The following is a 14,826-nucleotide window of genomic DNA, read 5'->3' as shown; positions in this document are numbered from 1 at the left end:
AAAATTTATTTTGACCAAAAAGATAAATCCCCGTAATACGCCCCCTTCAGGGGAGGCAGCATCCTGCTACGCCTACCAGCAAACGGTGGCTGATGTTGTGGCGCAGAAAGAGAGCCGCGCTGACGGCCTGACCTCCGCCGAGGCCGCAGAACGCCTGAAAACCTGGGGGCCTAACGCGCTGCCGGAAAAGAAAGGCAAGCCGGGCTGGCTGCGTTTTCTCGCGCACTTTAACGACGTCCTGATCTTTGTCCTGCTGGCCGCCGCCGCGCTCACCGCGGTGATGGGCCACTGGGTGGATACGCTGGTTATTCTCGGCGTCACCGTGATCAACGCCCTGATTGGCCACGTGCAGGAGAGCAACGCCGAAAAGTCCCTGCAGGGCATTCGCAATATGCTCTCCAGCGACGCGCGGGTGCAGCGCGGAGGCAGGCACGAGACCGTGGCGACCCGCGATCTGGTGCCGGGCGATATCGTCCTTCTGCGCGCCGGCGACCGCGTCCCGGCGGATATGCGCCTGATTGAAACCCACAGCCTGCGGGTGGAAGAGGCGATCCTGACCGGCGAATCGACGGTGGTGGATAAAACCACCGACGCGCTGCAGGGCGAGCTGCCGCTGGGGGATCGCACCAATATGCTGTTCTCCGGCACCACCGTCAGCGCCGGCGCCGGCGTTGGCGTGGTGACCGCCACCGGCCAGCAGACCGAGCTCGGCCATATCAACCAGATGATGGCGGGGATTGAGAAGCACCGCACGCCGCTGCTGGTGCAGATGGACAAGCTTGGCAAAGCGATTTTCGTCATTATCCTCGCGATGATGGCCGCGCTGTTCATCTTTAGCCTGGCGCTGCGCGACATTCCGATCGGCGAACTGCTGCTGTCGCTGATTAGCCTCGCGGTGGCGGCGGTACCGGAAGGTTTACCGGCCATCATCTCGATTATTTTATCTCTCGGCGTGCAGGCGATGGCGCGGCAGCGGGCGATCATCCGCAAGCTGCCGACCGTCGAAACCCTCGGCGCGATGACCGTGGTGTGCTCGGATAAAACCGGCACCCTGACGATGAACGAAATGACCGTCAAAGCGATCGTGACCGCCGACTGCTGCTACCGCGTCGAAGGCGACAGCTACGAGCCGAAGGGCAATATCTGCCTCGAAGGCAGCGACGAGCCGGTACAGATCAGGCCGGGCAGCGTGCTGGAAAGCTGGCTGCGGACCATCGACCTGTGCAACGACAGCCAGATTATCCAGGACGAGAGCAGGCTGTGGGGCATTACCGGCGGGCCAACCGAAGGGGCGCTAAAGGTGCTGGCGGCGAAAGCGCAGCTGGCGCCGGTGGAAACGCGCCTGATTGCCAAAATTCCGTTCGACTCGCAGTACAAATATATGGCTACCCTGCAGCAGATTGGCGATGAGCCGCGGGTGCTGATTACCGGCGCGCCGGACGTGATTTTCGCCATGTGCCGCCAGCAGATGAGCAAGCAGGGCGCGGTGCCGTTCGACCTGCAGTATTGGGAAGATGAGATGGCGCGCTTCGCCCGTCAGGGGCTGCGCATGGTCGCCGCCGCCGGCAAGCCTGCCGCTGTCGGCAGCGCGACGCTGACCCACGATGACCTGCGCGAAGGCCTGGTGTTCCTCGGCATCGCCGGGATGATGGACCCGCCGCGTCCGGAAGCCATCGACGCCATTCACGCCTGTCAGAACGCGGGGATCCGCGTGAAGATGATCACCGGCGATCACCCGCAGACGGCGATGAGTATTGGCCAGATGCTGGGGATCGCCAACAGCAGCGAGGCGATGACCGGCTACCGCCTGGAGCACATGGACGATGCCGAGCTGGCAAAAGCCGCCGTCGAGTACGATATTTTCGCCCGCACCAGCCCGGAGCATAAGCTGCGGCTGGTTAAAGCCCTCCAGGAGAGCGGCGAAGTGGTCGGGATGACCGGCGACGGCGTCAACGACGCGCCGGCCCTGCGCCAGGCCGACGTCGGCATTGCGATGGGGATCAAAGGGACGGAGGTCACCAAAGAGGCCGCCGATATGGTGCTGACCGACGACAACTTCGCCACCATCGCCAGCGCGGTAAAAGAGGGGCGTCGGGTCTACGACAACCTGAAGAAAACCATCCTGTTCATCATGCCCACCAACCTGGCGCAGGGGCTGCTGATTATCATCGCCCTGCTGGCGGGGAACATTATTCCGCTGACGCCGGTGCTGATCCTGTGGATGAACATGGCGACCTCCGCGACGCTCTCCTTCGGCCTCGCCTTTGAAGCCGCCGAGCGCAACGCCATGAACCGGCCGCCGCGTAAAACCGGCCAGCACGTGATGGACGCCTTTGCCGTCTGGCGGGTGGCGTTCGTCGGCACGATGATCGCCGTCGCCGCCTTTATCCTTGAGGCCTGGCTGGCGCCGCGCGGCCATAGCCCTGAGTTTATCCGCACCGTGCTGCTGCAGATGCTGGTCACCGCCCAGTGGGTGTATATGATTAACTGCCGCAGCAGCGACAGCTTCTCGCTGAATATGGGCCTGCTGCGCAATAAAGGCATCTGGCTGGTGAGCGGCGTACTGCTGCTGATGCAGCTGGTTATCATCTACGTCCCGCTGATGCAGACGATGTTTGGTACCGAAAGGCTGCCGCTGCGCTACTGGTTCGTCACTCTCGCCATCGGCGTGGCGATGTTCCTGGTGGTGGAGGTTGAGAAGCGCCTGACCCGCCGTTGGCGTAAAACCGCCTGAACCTTCGCGCCCCTCCCCATCCGGGAGGGGCGCGATAACGTCAGCAAGGAATTTCCCCCATGAAAAAAATGTTCCGCTTCGCCTTACTGGCCTGCGGCCTGGCCGGCTGCACCCTTAGCGCCGCCGCCGCGCCGGCGATCCCGGTCCGCGCGGCGACCGTCGAACGCGCCGCCCACCTCGACGAGCGTCAGCTTCCCGGACGCGTCGAGGCGATTCACGCGGTTGAGATTCGCGCCCGTACCGAAGGCGCCATCGTCGAGCGCCATTTCGCGGACGGGCAGTACGTCAGGCAGGGCGAGCGCCTGTTTACCCTCGACGACGCCCAGCCCCGCGCGGCGCTGGCGCTGGCCCAGGCCGAGCTGAGAAGCGCCGAGGCGTCGCTGCGCCAGGCCGAACAGCTGCTGAGCCGCTATCAGCGTCTGCAAAACAACCACTCGATCAGCCGCAACGACGTCGATAACGCGCGGATGCAGCGCGATGTCGCCGCCGCCGCCGTCGATCAGGCGCAGGCGCGCGTTGCCGCGCAGCAGATTACCCTCGGCTATACGCGCATTGATTCGCCGGTGACCGGGCGCGTGGGCCACAGCCCCTTCCACGTCGGCAGCCTGGTCAATCCGGCCAGCGGCGCGCTGGTGGATATCGTCCAGCTTGACCCGATCCGCGTCTCCTTCGCCTTAGACGAGGGCGCCTTTTATAGCAAGGCGGGGCAGCATGACGATATTGCCGCGCTGAAGCGGGCGTGGCAGGCATTGATCGCCCCCGGCGGCGCGCGCGAAGAGGGCGTGCTGACCTCGGTGGATAACCGCATCGACAGCCGCACCGCCAGCGTGGTGATGCGCGCCGAGTTCGCCAATCCGCAGCACCGCCTGCTGCCGGGCGGCAGCGTGACGGTGATTTTGCGCCCGCGCCAGCAGCAGGAAAGCCTGACGATCCCGCTGGCGGCCGTGCAGCAGGACGCGCAGGGCTTCTACTGCTGGGTGCTGACGGACAATAACACCGCCGCGCTGCGTCGGCTGACCCTGGGCGAGCAGCAGGGGCAGCGCTACGCGGTCGCCCAGGGGCTGGACGTCGGCGAGCGGGTGGTGACGGAAGGCGTACAGCGCCTGCGTGACGGCGCGGCCGTGCGGCTATTGAAATAAGGAAAGAAGGGATGCTGACGTTTTTTATCCGCCGTCCGCGCTTTGCGATGGTGATTGCGCTGCTGATAACCTTTGCCGGGGCGGTGGCGCTGAAGCTGATTCCGGTTGAGCAATATCCACAAATTACGCCGCCGGTGATTAGCGTCAGCGCTAGCTGGCCAGGCGCCAGCGCGGCAGACGTGGCCGAGGCCATCGCCGCGCCGCTGGAGACCCAGCTCAACGGCGTGGACCATATGCTGTACATGGAGTCCACCAGCTCCGACGAGGGGACCTACAGCCTGAGCCTGACCTTTGCGGCCGGCACCGATGCCGATCTGGCGGCAATTGACGTGCAGAACCGTGTCTCCCAGGCGGTGGCGCAGCTGCCCGCCGAGGTGCAGCAGAACGGGGTGCAGGTGCGCAAGCGGGCCACCAACCTGCTGATGGGGATCAGCCTCTATTCGCCGACGGAAACGCTCTCGCCGCTGTTTGTCAGCAACTACGCCAGTACCCAGGTACGCGAGGCGCTGGCCCGGCTGCCGGGCGTCGGCGAGGTGCAGATGTTCGGCGCCCGCGACTACAGCATGCGCGTCTGGCTGCGGCCCGACCGCATGAATGCGCTCAACGTCACCAGCGAAGATATCGCCCAGGCGCTGCGCGAGCAGAACGTGCAGGGCGCCGCCGGGCAGGTGGGGACGCCGCCGGTGTTTAACGGCCAGCAGCAAACCCTGACCATCAACGGCATCGGGCGCCTGAGCGATGCGGCAAGCTTCGGTCAGATAGCGATCCGCAGCGGCGAGCAGGGGCAGCTGGTGCGCCTGGCCGAGGTGGCGACCATCGAGCTCGGCGCCCGCAGCTACAGCTCCGGCGCGCAGCTCAACGGCCGCGACTCGGCCTATCTGGGGGTTTATCCGACGCCGACCGCCAACGCGCTGCAGGTTGCCAGCGCGGTGCGCGCCGAGCTGACGCGCCTGCACGCGCGCTTCCCGGCGGACCTCACCTGGGAGGTGAAGTTCGATACCACGTGCTTCGTGTCGGCGACCATCAAGGAGATTGGCGTTTCGCTGCTGCTCACCCTGCTGGCGGTGGTGGCGGTGGTGTCGCTGTTCCTGCAAAGCTGGCGGGCGACGCTGATCGTCGCGCTGGCGATCCCGGTATCGCTGATCGGCACCTTCGCGGTGCTCTACCTGCTGGGCTACAGCGCCAATACCCTCAGCCTGTTCGCCGTTATCCTCGCCCTGACGATGGTGGTGGACGATGCCATCGTGGTGGTGGAGAGCGTCGAGAGCCAGATGGCGGAAGGCGCCGGCCGCCTCGAGGCCACCGCCCAGGCGCTGCGCCAAATCGCCGGGCCGGTTATCGCCACCACCCTGGTGCTGCTGGCGGTGTTCGTGCCGGTGGCGCTGCTGCCGGGCATCGTCGGCGAGCTTTATCGCCAGTTCGCGGTCACCCTCTCCACTGCGGTGACGCTGTCGAGCGTGGTGGCGCTGACCCTGACGCCGGCCCTCTGCGCGCTGTTGCTGCGCCCGCGTCCGGCGCGTCCGGCGGCCGTCTGGCGGCTGTTCAATCGCGGTCTCGATCGCCTGCGCGACGGCTACGGGGCGATCGTCGTGCGCATGAACCGCCGGCCGTGGCTGGCGCTGGCGGCGGTCACGCTGGCCGCCGGGGCGGTGGCGTTCAGCTTCAGCACCATGCCGAAGGGCTTTCTGCCCGAGGAAGATCAGGGCTACTTCTTCGCCAGCGTCCAGCTGCCGGAGGCGGCTTCCCTGGAGCGTACCGAAGCGGTAATGGCCCAGGCGCGCGAGCTGCTGCTGGCCAACCCGGCGGTGGAGGACGTCATTCAGGTGTCGGGCTTCAATATTTTGAACGGCACCAGCGCCTCAAACGGCGGGTTTATCTCGGTGATGCTGAAAGACTGGCATCGGCGGCGGCCGCTGGAGCAGGTGATGAACAAGCTGCAGGGGCAGCTGCTGGCGCTGCCGGAGGCGACGATTATGGCTTTTGCGCCGCCGACGCTGCCGGGGCTGGGCAGCGCCTCGGGCTTTAACCTGCGCATTCTGGCCCAGGCCGGACAATCGTCGGCGGAGCTGGAAAGCGTAGCGCTGCGGGTGCTGCAAATCGCCAATCAGCATCCGCAGCTGAGCCGGGTCTTTACCACCTGGAGCAGCCGCGTGCCGCAGCTGACGCTGAGCGTCGACCGCGATCGCGCCGCCCGCCTGGACGTCCCGGTCGCGCGGATCTTCAGCAGCCTGCAGACGGCGTTTGGCGGCACCCGCGCCGGGGACTTTAGCATCAATAATCGGGTCTACCACGTGGTGATGCAAAACGAGATGCAGTGGCGCGAGCGGGCGGAGCAGATAAGCGAGCTCTACGTGCGCAGCAACCACGGCGAGCGGGTGCGCCTGAGCAATCTGGTCACCGTCACCCCCACGGTGGGGGCGCCGTTTATCCAGCAGTACAATCAATCTCCGTCGGTGTCGATTAGCGGCTCGGCGGCGGAAGGGGTCAGCAGCCGGGCGGCGATGGCCGCGATGGCGGAGATTTTGCAGGCCAATCTACCCCAGGGTTACGACTATGCCTGGAGCGGGATCTCGTGGCAGGAGCAGCAGACCGGCAACCAGGCTATCTGGATCGTGCTGGCGGCGGTGGCGATGGCGTGGCTGTTCCTCGTTGCGCAGTATGAAAGCTGGACGCTGCCGGCGAGCGTGATGCTGTCGGTGCTGTTCGCCATCGGCGGGGCGCTGCTGTGGCTGTGGGTAGCCGGTTACGCCAACGATGTGTACGTGCAGATTGGCCTGGTGCTGCTCATCGCCCTCGCGGCGAAGAACGCGATCCTGATCGTCGAGTTCGCCCGGGCGAAGCGCGAAGAGGGGACGTCGATAGCCGACGCCGCCCGCGAAGGGGCTATCCGCCGCTTTCGCGCGGTGCTGATGACCGCGGTCTCGTTTATTATCGGGATCGTGCCGATGATGTTCGCCACCGGCGCCGGGGCGCAGAGCCGGCGGATTATCGGCACCACCGTGTTCAGCGGCATGCTGGTGGCGACGCTGATCGGTATTCTGTTTATTCCCTCGCTGTTTGCGCTCTTCCAGCGCCTGCGCGAGTGGGGGCACCGCCGGATGTCGGCGCGGCGCTAGCGGGCTTCTACCGTAATCATGCTGACGAACGGATGGTACTGCCAGGGCACGCCGCCGCCCTGCCGGTACATTTTCGAAATGGTGCCGTCGAGGTAGAGCATCTGCCGGACGTTAAGCTTTGACTGCGCGTAGCAGGCGAAGTCGTAGAAGTTGGTTTCCTGCTCGCTGAGCATAAATATCACCTGGCCCTGGCGGGTGAGGCCGACGCCGTTGCGCAGCTTGCGCGAGGCGGCGGACGGCTTCAGCCGCCAGTTTATCCTGCCGTTTTCAATCAGCATCGGGCCGGACTGCACGGCGTAATCGATGGCCGGCGACGGCCGGTATTTATCGATGCTGACGATCCCCGCCCGCTGGCCTTTAACAAAAAAGACCCCGCCGGGACGAATGAAAAAGTTGCCGCCGCCGGAGGCGCGGTTGAGCGCGGTCAGCCGTTTGCCCTTTTCGATATAAAGCCCCAGCGGCGCATAGGCCTTATCGTAAATCCCGCCGTTCATCGCCATCCGCACGCGGCCGTCGCGGTTGATATCCGCCAGCAGCGATCGCAGGGAGCCCCAGGCGCTGCCGTCGCCGTTTTTCCAGTACATGGCGATCCGCTCCTGCTGCGGATTGACGGCGTAGCTTTGCAGCGTCAGCGACGGGTCGGTGAGGGCGCATTTTCCGGCGGCAAAGGCGGAAAACGGCAACAGCATCAGCGCGACGAGTCGCGGAGAGAGGCGCGGGAGCATGGGCATTCCTTGAAGCGGCTAAGGCGGGCAGTATACCTTTTTGTCGCCGCTACGCCGCCCAGATCTCGCAGTGCTTTTGCACCAGGCCGATCAGCGAGCCGCCGTTGGCGACAAACTCGCGCATCCGTCGGGCCTCGCTGCGGTTGTGCTGCGCCTGGCGGACGATGGCGTCAAGGGCGCTGGTGGCGTTGAGCTGCCGGGCGAAGGGCGCCAGGCGCTCCGCCAGGCATAAAATCTCCTCCCGGACGCTGCGCTGCTCGCCGGAGCGGACGTCGGTGACGATCCCCTCGAGGCCGTAGCGGCAGGCCTGGTAGCGGTTGAAAGGGTAGAGCAGATAGTCCTCGGGCTGCGGCTTAAACGGCCTTTCCGCCAGCAGCCAGCAGGCGATTATCTGAATATAGCCGGCAATATTGACCGCCTGGGCAATCGTCAGCGGGGTATCCATCACCCGCACCTCGACGGTGCCGAAGCGCGGGCTGGGGCGAATGTCCCAGTGCAGATCCTTCATGCTATCAATCATGCTGGTATAGCTGAGGCGGCGGAACAGCCCGTTAAACGCCTGCCAGTCGGTGACCCACGGCATCGGCCCGTTGTCGGGGTAGGCGGAAAAGAGGTTCAGGCGGGCGGTGGCGAAGCCGCTGTCGGCGCCGTCGAGCCAGGGCGAGGCCGCATTAAGCGCAATAAAATGCGGCACGTAGCGCGACAGCCCGTGGACGAGATAGATCGCATCGTCGCCGTTCTGGCAGCCGACGTGGACGTGCTGGCCGAATACCGTTGACTGCTGCGCGAGGTAGCCGAAGTGCTCGACGGTCTTCAGGTAGCGCGGGTTGCTGCTGATTTGCTGGCGCTGCCAGGCCTGAAACGGATGGGTGCCGCCGCCGCATATTTGCCGATGCTGCCGCGCCCCGGCGCGCAGTATCTCCTGCTGAATAGCGGTCAGCTGCGCCATCGCCTGGTGAATGTCGCGGCAAATCCCCGTCGCCACCTCCAGCATGCTCTCGGTGATGTCGTGCTTCACCTCCCCGACGGTAATGGCCTCCTCCACGGCGGCAATTAGCGCCGAGGAGTCCTGGCTCAGATCGTATCCCGGCGGGTTGACCACCTGCAGCTCCAGCTCGATACCGAGCGTAAACGGCGCCGAAACGTGAAAATCAGGTAATGGCATGGCGATTCCTTGCGTACGGATATGCAGAAAGTATAGGTAAAATTTCTCGGGCTTAGCGCCCGCCGCCGCCGGGCGAACGCTAATGGCCCTTATAAATAGAGGGGAGTTATGAATTTATTTTATATAAAGTTGCGCGGCGTTATTATTGCTTCCCGCGATAAAATAAGCTGGTGCAGTTCTGCAACATATTTCCCGCTGACGGTGCGGGAGAATAAGCTGTCACTATTTTATCAATACATATCATAGAGATAGTATAATTTATTCTTATTTTATAAGCGCTTTCACACTTATTTTCCTTGCTTTCAGATGTGGTATGCATCTTGCCTGCTAAATAACGACTTTTATTTAACAGGGACATTGTGATGCTCAAAAATACCTTATCCTTGCGTAAACGCCGCCCCGTGGCCGCGGCGGTTGGGGCGCTGGCGCTGCTGGCCTCCCTGCAGGCGAGCGCCTCAACGCTGCGAATTGCGATGACCGCCGCCGACATCCCGTTAACCCTCGGCCAGCCGGACCAGGGCTATGAGGGCAACCGCTTCACCGGCATCCCGCTGTACGACGCGCTGGTGGAGTGGGACCTCTCGCAGGGAGAGAAACCGAGCGGGCTGGTGCCGGGCCTGGCGACGGAGTGGCACGTTGACCCGCAAAACCAGACCCGCTGGATTTTTACCCTGCGTCCCGGAGTGAAGTTTCATGACGGTACCGAGGTTAACGCCGACGCCATCGTCTGGAACGTCGATAAGGTCCTGAACAAAAATGCGCCGCAGTATGCGCCGGGGCAGATCGGCAATACGCTGTCCCGGATGCCGACGCTGATCGGGGCCGAAAAAATTGACGATCGCACCGTGGCGCTCACCACTTCCGAAGCTGATGCCCTGCTGCCGTACAACATTACCAACCTGTTTATCGTCTCGCCGGCCGCATGGCAGAAGCTGTATGACGCGGTGCCGGCCAGCGCCGGCGATACCGCCGCGCGCGGCAAGCTGGCGTGGACGGAGTTCGCCGCCCACGCGGTGGGTAGCGGCCCGTTCAAAATGGAAAAACTGGTTCCCCGCCAGCAGCTGATCCTCGATAAAAACCCGGACTACTGGAATAAAGAGCGCATCCCGCGGGTCGATAAGGTGGTGCTGATCCCGCTCCCGGAGGCCAACGCCCGCACCGCGGCGCTGCTGTCGAAGCAGGTGGACTGGATTGAGGCCCCGGCCCCGGACGCGGTGGATCAAATCAAAGCCCAGGGCTTTAAAATCTACGCCAACACCCAGCCGCACCTGTGGCCGTGGCAGTTCTCATTCGAAGAGGGCTCGCCGTGGAAGGACATTCGCGTGCGCAAGGCGGCCAACCTGTGCCTCAACCGCGCGGAGCTGAAGAGCTACCTCGGCGGCTATATGACCGAAGCGACCGGCGTCTATGAGGCCGACAGCCCGTGGCACGGCAAGCCGACCTTCCAGATCAAATATGACCCGGATGCCGCCCGCAAGCTGATGACCGAAGCGGGCTACGGCGCCGGTAAACCGCTGCACGTTACCGTCGCCACCTCGGCCTCCGGCTCCGGGCAGATGCAGCCGCTGCCGATGAACGAATACATTCAGCAGAGCCTGAAAAGCTGCTTCTTTAACGTCGACATCAAGGTGACCGAATGGAACACCCTGTTCACCAACTGGCGCCTCGGGGCAAAAGACCCTTCGGCGAAAGGCATTGACGCCATCAACGTCAGCGCGGCGGTTAACGACCCTTACTTCGGCATGATCCGCTTCTCAACCGCCAAAGCCTTCCCGCCGGTGGCGACCAACTGGGGCTACTTCTCCACCCCGGAAACTGAAAAGCTGGCGACCGCGGTGAAGCACGCCTTTACTCCCGAAGAGATGAACAAAGCGGCCGGCGAGCTCCACGCCGCGCTGGTGGACCAGGTGCCGTTCCTGTTCGTCGCCCACGACGTGGGGCCGCGGGCCATTTCGCCGGCGGTGAGCGGCGTGGTGCAGCCGCAAAGCTGGTTTATCGATCTCAGCCTGGTGAGTAAGAAAGAGTAATGTGACGGGAGCCAAAGATGATCAATACGCTGCTGTACCGCGTTCTGCTGGCCGTACCGACCATGCTCGGCGTGGCGGTAATCTGTTTCATGCTGGTGCAGATTGCGCCGGGGGATCCGCTGGTGTCGGTGATGCCGCCGGACGCCTCGGAGGCCCTGCGCCAGACGCTGATGCAGGCCTACGGTTTTGATAAACCGCTGCCGCTGCAGTTTGTTCACTGGCTGTGGCGGGCGCTGCACGGCGACCTGGGGATGTCGGTCGCCACCGGCCGACCGGTGATCGGCGAAGTGATGACCGCCGTCAGCTACTCCCTGCGTCTGGCGCTGCTGGCGACGATTATCGGCTTCGTGCTCGGCAGCCTGTTTGGCTTCGTCGCCGGCTATTTTCGCAACAGCGTCATCGATCGTCTGGCGTCGGTGCTGTCGGTATTTGGCGTCAGCGTGCCGCACTACTGGCTGGGAATGCTGCTGGTGATCGCCTTTAGCGTCAAGCTGGCGGTCCTGCCCGCCACCGGCGGCGGACCGATCGGCGAAACCGGCTGGCAGTGGGACTGGGATCATCTGCAGTTTATGCTGCTGCCGGCGGTAACCCTGTCGGTGATCCCGACCGGGATCATCGCCCGCACCGTGCGTTCGCAGGTCGCCGATATTCTCAGCCAGGAGTTTATCGTCGGGCTGCGCGCCCGCGGGCTGGGTGAATCGCGCATTTTCCTCCACGTGGTGAAAAATGCCGCCCCTACGGCGCTGGCGGTGATGGGGCTGCAGGTGGGCTATCTGATGGGCGGCTCGATTCTGGTGGAAACGGTGTTCTCGTGGCCCGGCACCGGGCTGTTGCTCAACACCGCTATCTTCCAGCGCGATTTGCCGCTGCTGCAGGGCACCATCTGGGTGCTGGCGCTATTCTTCGTGCTGCTCAATCTGCTGGTGGATATTCTGCAAACCGCCCTCGACCCGCGCATTAAGAGGAGCTGACCATGATGGATACCTTGACGACAAAAGCGCGACCCGCGTCTGCGGCCATTCCCGCCCGCCAGGGCTACTGGCGCGGCGTGATCCGTCGCCTGCTGCGCGATCCCGGCGGCGTGGCGGTCGGCTCTATTATCCTGCTGCTGCTCGTGCTGGCGCTGTTTGGCCCGTGGCTGATAGCGAAAGACCCCTACCAGACGTCGATGTTTCTGCGCCTCAAGCCGATTGGCACCGACGGTTTCACGCTGGGCTCCGACGAGCTGGGCCGGGATATGCTGTCGCGATTAATCCTCGGCACCCGGCTGTCGCTGTTTATGGGGATTGTCCCGGTGGTCTTCGCCTTTTTCATCGGCGGCGCGATCGGCATCGTTGCCGGCTATGCGGGCGGTAAAACCAACACCCTCATCATGCGCACCGTCGACGTGTTCTACGCCTTTCCCTCGGTCCTGCTGGCGATTGCGCTCTCCGGCGCGCTGGGGGCGGGCATCGGCAACGCGCTATTGTCATTAACGCTGGTGTTCGTCCCGCAGGTGGCGCGCATCGCCGAAAGCGTCACCGCCCAGGTACGGCACATGGACTATATCGATGCCGCCCGGGCAACCGGGGCCAGCGCGCTGACCATTATCCGGGTTCAGGTGCTGGGCAACGTGCTGGGGCCGATCTTTGTCTTCTCAACCGGTTTAATCTCGGTCTGCATGATCCTCGCCTCCGGGCTCTCGTTCCTCGGCCTCGGCGTGCGTCCGCCCGAGCCGGAGTGGGGATTGATGCTCAACACGCTGCGCACGGCGATTTATACCCAGCCGTGGGTCGCGGCCCTGCCGGGATTGATGATTTTTATCACCTCCATTTCGTTCAATATCCTCGCCGACCGCCTGCGCGCGGCGATGGCGATCAAGGAGTAAACGATGCAGCCTTTTGTCAATATTGACCTCGGCGGCCCGGCCCAGCCGCTGCTGCAGGTCAAAAATCTGTTGAAGTACTTTCGCGCCGGCGGCGGAAAGGGGCATGAAGTGGTGCAGGCGGTGGATGACGTCAGCTTTACGGTGGTTAAAGGCGAAACGCTGGGCGTCGTCGGGGAGTCGGGCTGCGGAAAATCAACCACCGCGCGGCTGCTGATGCAGCTCCTGAACCAGGACCGCGGCGAGCTGGTTTTCGACGGGCTGGAGGTGGGCTCCTCCCGCCTGTCGATGAAGGAGTACCGTCGCCAGGTGCAGATGGTGTTTCAGGATAGCTACGCCTCGCTCAATCCGCGGATGACCATGGAGGAGAGCATCGCCTTCGGCCAGCGCGTGCACGGCGTTAGCGCGAAGGAGGCCGGAGAGTACGCGCGCTATCTGCTGGCGCACGTTGGCCTCGAACCGGGGCGCTTTGCCCACCGCTATCCGCACGAGCTTTCCGGCGGCCAGCGCCAGCGGGTGAATATCGCCCGCGCGCTGGCGATGAAGCCGCGGCTGGTGATCCTCGACGAAGCGGTCTCGGCGCTGGATAAATCGGTGGAGGCGCAGGTGCTGCAGCTGCTGCAGGAGCTGAAGCGTACGCTGGATCTGACCTACGTATTTATCAGCCACGATCTGCACGTGGTGCGCTGGCTGTCGGACCGGATCCTGGTGATGTATCTCGGCGAGGTGGTGGAAATCGGGCCGGCGGAGCAGCTGTTTAGCGCCTCGGCCCATCCCTATACCCGAGCGCTGCTGAGCTCGATGCCGTCAATGGATCCGCAAAACCGCACCCTGACCTCGCCGCTCAGCGGCGATCCGCCCAGCCCGATCGCGCCGCCGGCGGGCTGCCGCTTCCATACCCGCTGCCCGCACGCCAGAACGGTCTGCGCCGAGGTGAAACCCAGCCTCGAAAGCGTGGGAGAGGGGCACCAGAGCGCCTGCCTGATGGCGCAGCCGGCGTCGCCCTGGCATCAGGCTGTCGCCGTCCGGGAGGTCCGCCATGTCGCATGAGGCCTTTGTCCATATCCGCGATCTGCGGGTTGAGTTCCGCCGCGACGGTCAGACGATCAATGCGGTAAACGGCGTCTCTTTTGATGTGCAAAAGGGCGAGGTGCTGGCGCTGATCGGCGAGTCCGGCTCCGGAAAAAGCGTGACCCTCAGAGCGCTGATGCGCCTGCATCCGCCTAAAAGCAGCGTGCTCTCCGGGACCCTACGGGTGGATGGCGAAGCGGTGCTGGAGATGAGCGCCTCCCGGCTGCGGCGCTATCGCGGCGCGCGCTGCGCCATGATCTTCCAGGAGCCGCTGCTGGCCTTCGATCCGGTCTATACCGTCGGTCAGCAGATTAGCGAAGGCCTGCGCCGCCATGAGGGGCTTTCGCGTCCGGCGGCGAGGGAGCGGGCGCTGGAGGCGCTGCGCCAGGTGCGCATTCCGAGCCCCGAGCGGCGGCTGGATGCCTATCCCCACGAGATGTCCGGCGGGATGCGCCAGCGGGCGATGATCGCCCTCGCGCTGTCCTGCAACCCGCAGCTGCTGCTGGCGGATGAACCGACCACCGCCCTCGATGCAACGGTGCAGATTCAGATCCTGATCCTGCTGCGCGAGCAGCAAAAGGAGCGCGGCCTGTCGATTATCTTTGTTACCCACGACATCGGCGCCGCGGTGGAGATTGCCGACCGCGTGGCGGTGATGTACGCCGGGCGCATCGTCGAAGAGGCCTCAATGGAGGATATTCTCTACCGTCCGCGCCACCCCTATACCCAGGTTCTGCTGGGCAGCCGCCCGAAAGAGGGGCTTAAAAAAGGCGATGCCCTGCGCTGCATCCCCGGCTCGCCGCCGGACCTGGCGCGCCTGCCGGCGGGCTGCGCGTTTGCCGACCGCTGCCCCCACGCCAGGGCGGTCTGCGGGCAAAGCCAGCCGGCGACGGAGCAGGTTGGCCAGCGCCACGTGGTGAGCTGCCATCGCTGGCGGGAGCTGGCCGCCGGCGTCGAAAACCAGGCGCAGTACGCCTAAGCAATA

General features: G+C 64.2%; 10 protein-coding genes. 8 read left to right on the top strand and 2 right to left on the bottom strand.

Annotation, left to right across the window (positions count from 1 at the left end):
* Nucleotides 1–10 precede the first annotated feature (10 nt).
* Genes AC1M2H_RS20370 through AC1M2H_RS20360 form a run of 3 tightly spaced genes read left to right on the top strand, consistent with a single transcriptional unit; the run spans nucleotide 11 to nucleotide 6,989 of the window.
* Nucleotides 11–2,734, top strand: coding sequence for a cation-transporting P-type ATPase (locus tag AC1M2H_RS20370; protein ID WP_480148801.1), 2,724 nt, complete (start codon nucleotides 11–13; stop codon nucleotides 2,732–2,734).
* A gap of 59 nt (nucleotides 2,735–2,793) precedes the next feature.
* Nucleotides 2,794–3,873 carry an efflux RND transporter periplasmic adaptor subunit gene (locus tag AC1M2H_RS20365; protein WP_480148800.1) on the top strand — a complete coding sequence of 360 codons (1,080 nt, stop codon included), beginning with the start codon at nucleotides 2,794–2,796 and terminating at the stop codon, nucleotides 3,871–3,873.
* Between the two features lie 11 nt (nucleotides 3,874–3,884).
* Entirely contained in the window at nucleotides 3,885–6,989 is a 3,105-nt protein-coding gene (locus tag AC1M2H_RS20360) for an efflux RND transporter permease subunit (RefSeq protein WP_480148799.1), read from the top strand.
* Here the strand turns inward: AC1M2H_RS20360 and AC1M2H_RS20355 are convergent.
* Both AC1M2H_RS20355 and AC1M2H_RS20350 read right to left on the bottom strand, forming a co-directional pair.
* Nucleotides 6,986–7,714: a phosphodiester glycosidase family protein gene (locus AC1M2H_RS20355; RefSeq protein WP_480151998.1), complete on the bottom strand. Its 729-nt coding sequence runs from the start codon at nucleotides 7,712–7,714 to the stop codon at nucleotides 6,986–6,988. The two genes, AC1M2H_RS20360 and AC1M2H_RS20355, sit on opposite strands and share 4 nt — an antisense overlap.
* Before the next feature lie 49 nt (nucleotides 7,715–7,763).
* Entirely contained in the window at nucleotides 7,764–8,879 is a 1,116-nt protein-coding gene (locus tag AC1M2H_RS20350) for a YbdK family carboxylate-amine ligase (RefSeq protein WP_480148798.1), read from the bottom strand.
* 362 nt (nucleotides 8,880–9,241) lie between these two features.
* Between AC1M2H_RS20350 and AC1M2H_RS20345 the strand changes: the two genes are divergently transcribed.
* From AC1M2H_RS20345 to AC1M2H_RS20325, 5 genes are read left to right on the top strand one after another with little or no spacing between them, the layout of a single operon-like run.
* Complete coding sequence (locus tag AC1M2H_RS20345; RefSeq protein ID WP_480148797.1) at nucleotides 9,242–10,906, top strand: ABC transporter substrate-binding protein; 1,665 nt, start codon at nucleotides 9,242–9,244, stop codon at nucleotides 10,904–10,906.
* 17 nt (nucleotides 10,907–10,923) lie between these two features.
* A complete protein-coding gene (locus tag AC1M2H_RS20340) occupies nucleotides 10,924–11,877 on the top strand; it encodes an ABC transporter permease (RefSeq protein WP_480148796.1) in 954 nt (317 codons plus the stop codon).
* A 2-nt stretch (nucleotides 11,878–11,879) separates the two neighbouring features.
* On the top strand, nucleotides 11,880–12,773 hold the full coding sequence (locus tag AC1M2H_RS20335) for an ABC transporter permease (RefSeq protein WP_480148795.1): 894 nt from the start codon (nucleotides 11,880–11,882) through the stop codon (nucleotides 12,771–12,773).
* 3 nt (nucleotides 12,774–12,776) lie between these two features.
* A complete protein-coding gene (locus tag AC1M2H_RS20330) occupies nucleotides 12,777–13,820 on the top strand; it encodes an ABC transporter ATP-binding protein (protein ID WP_480148794.1) in 1,044 nt (347 codons plus the stop codon).
* Nucleotides 13,810–14,820: an ABC transporter ATP-binding protein gene (locus AC1M2H_RS20325; RefSeq protein ID WP_480148793.1), complete on the top strand. Its 1,011-nt coding sequence runs from the start codon at nucleotides 13,810–13,812 to the stop codon at nucleotides 14,818–14,820. Before AC1M2H_RS20330 ends, AC1M2H_RS20325 begins: the two co-directional genes overlap by 11 nt.
* Nucleotides 14,821–14,826: the final 6 nt, after the last annotated feature.

It is taken from the genome of Klebsiella sp. F11 (genome assembly GCF_056712265.1).
Note: the sequence above shows the minus strand (reverse complement) of the source record. Positions and strands in the feature narration are given on the sequence as shown.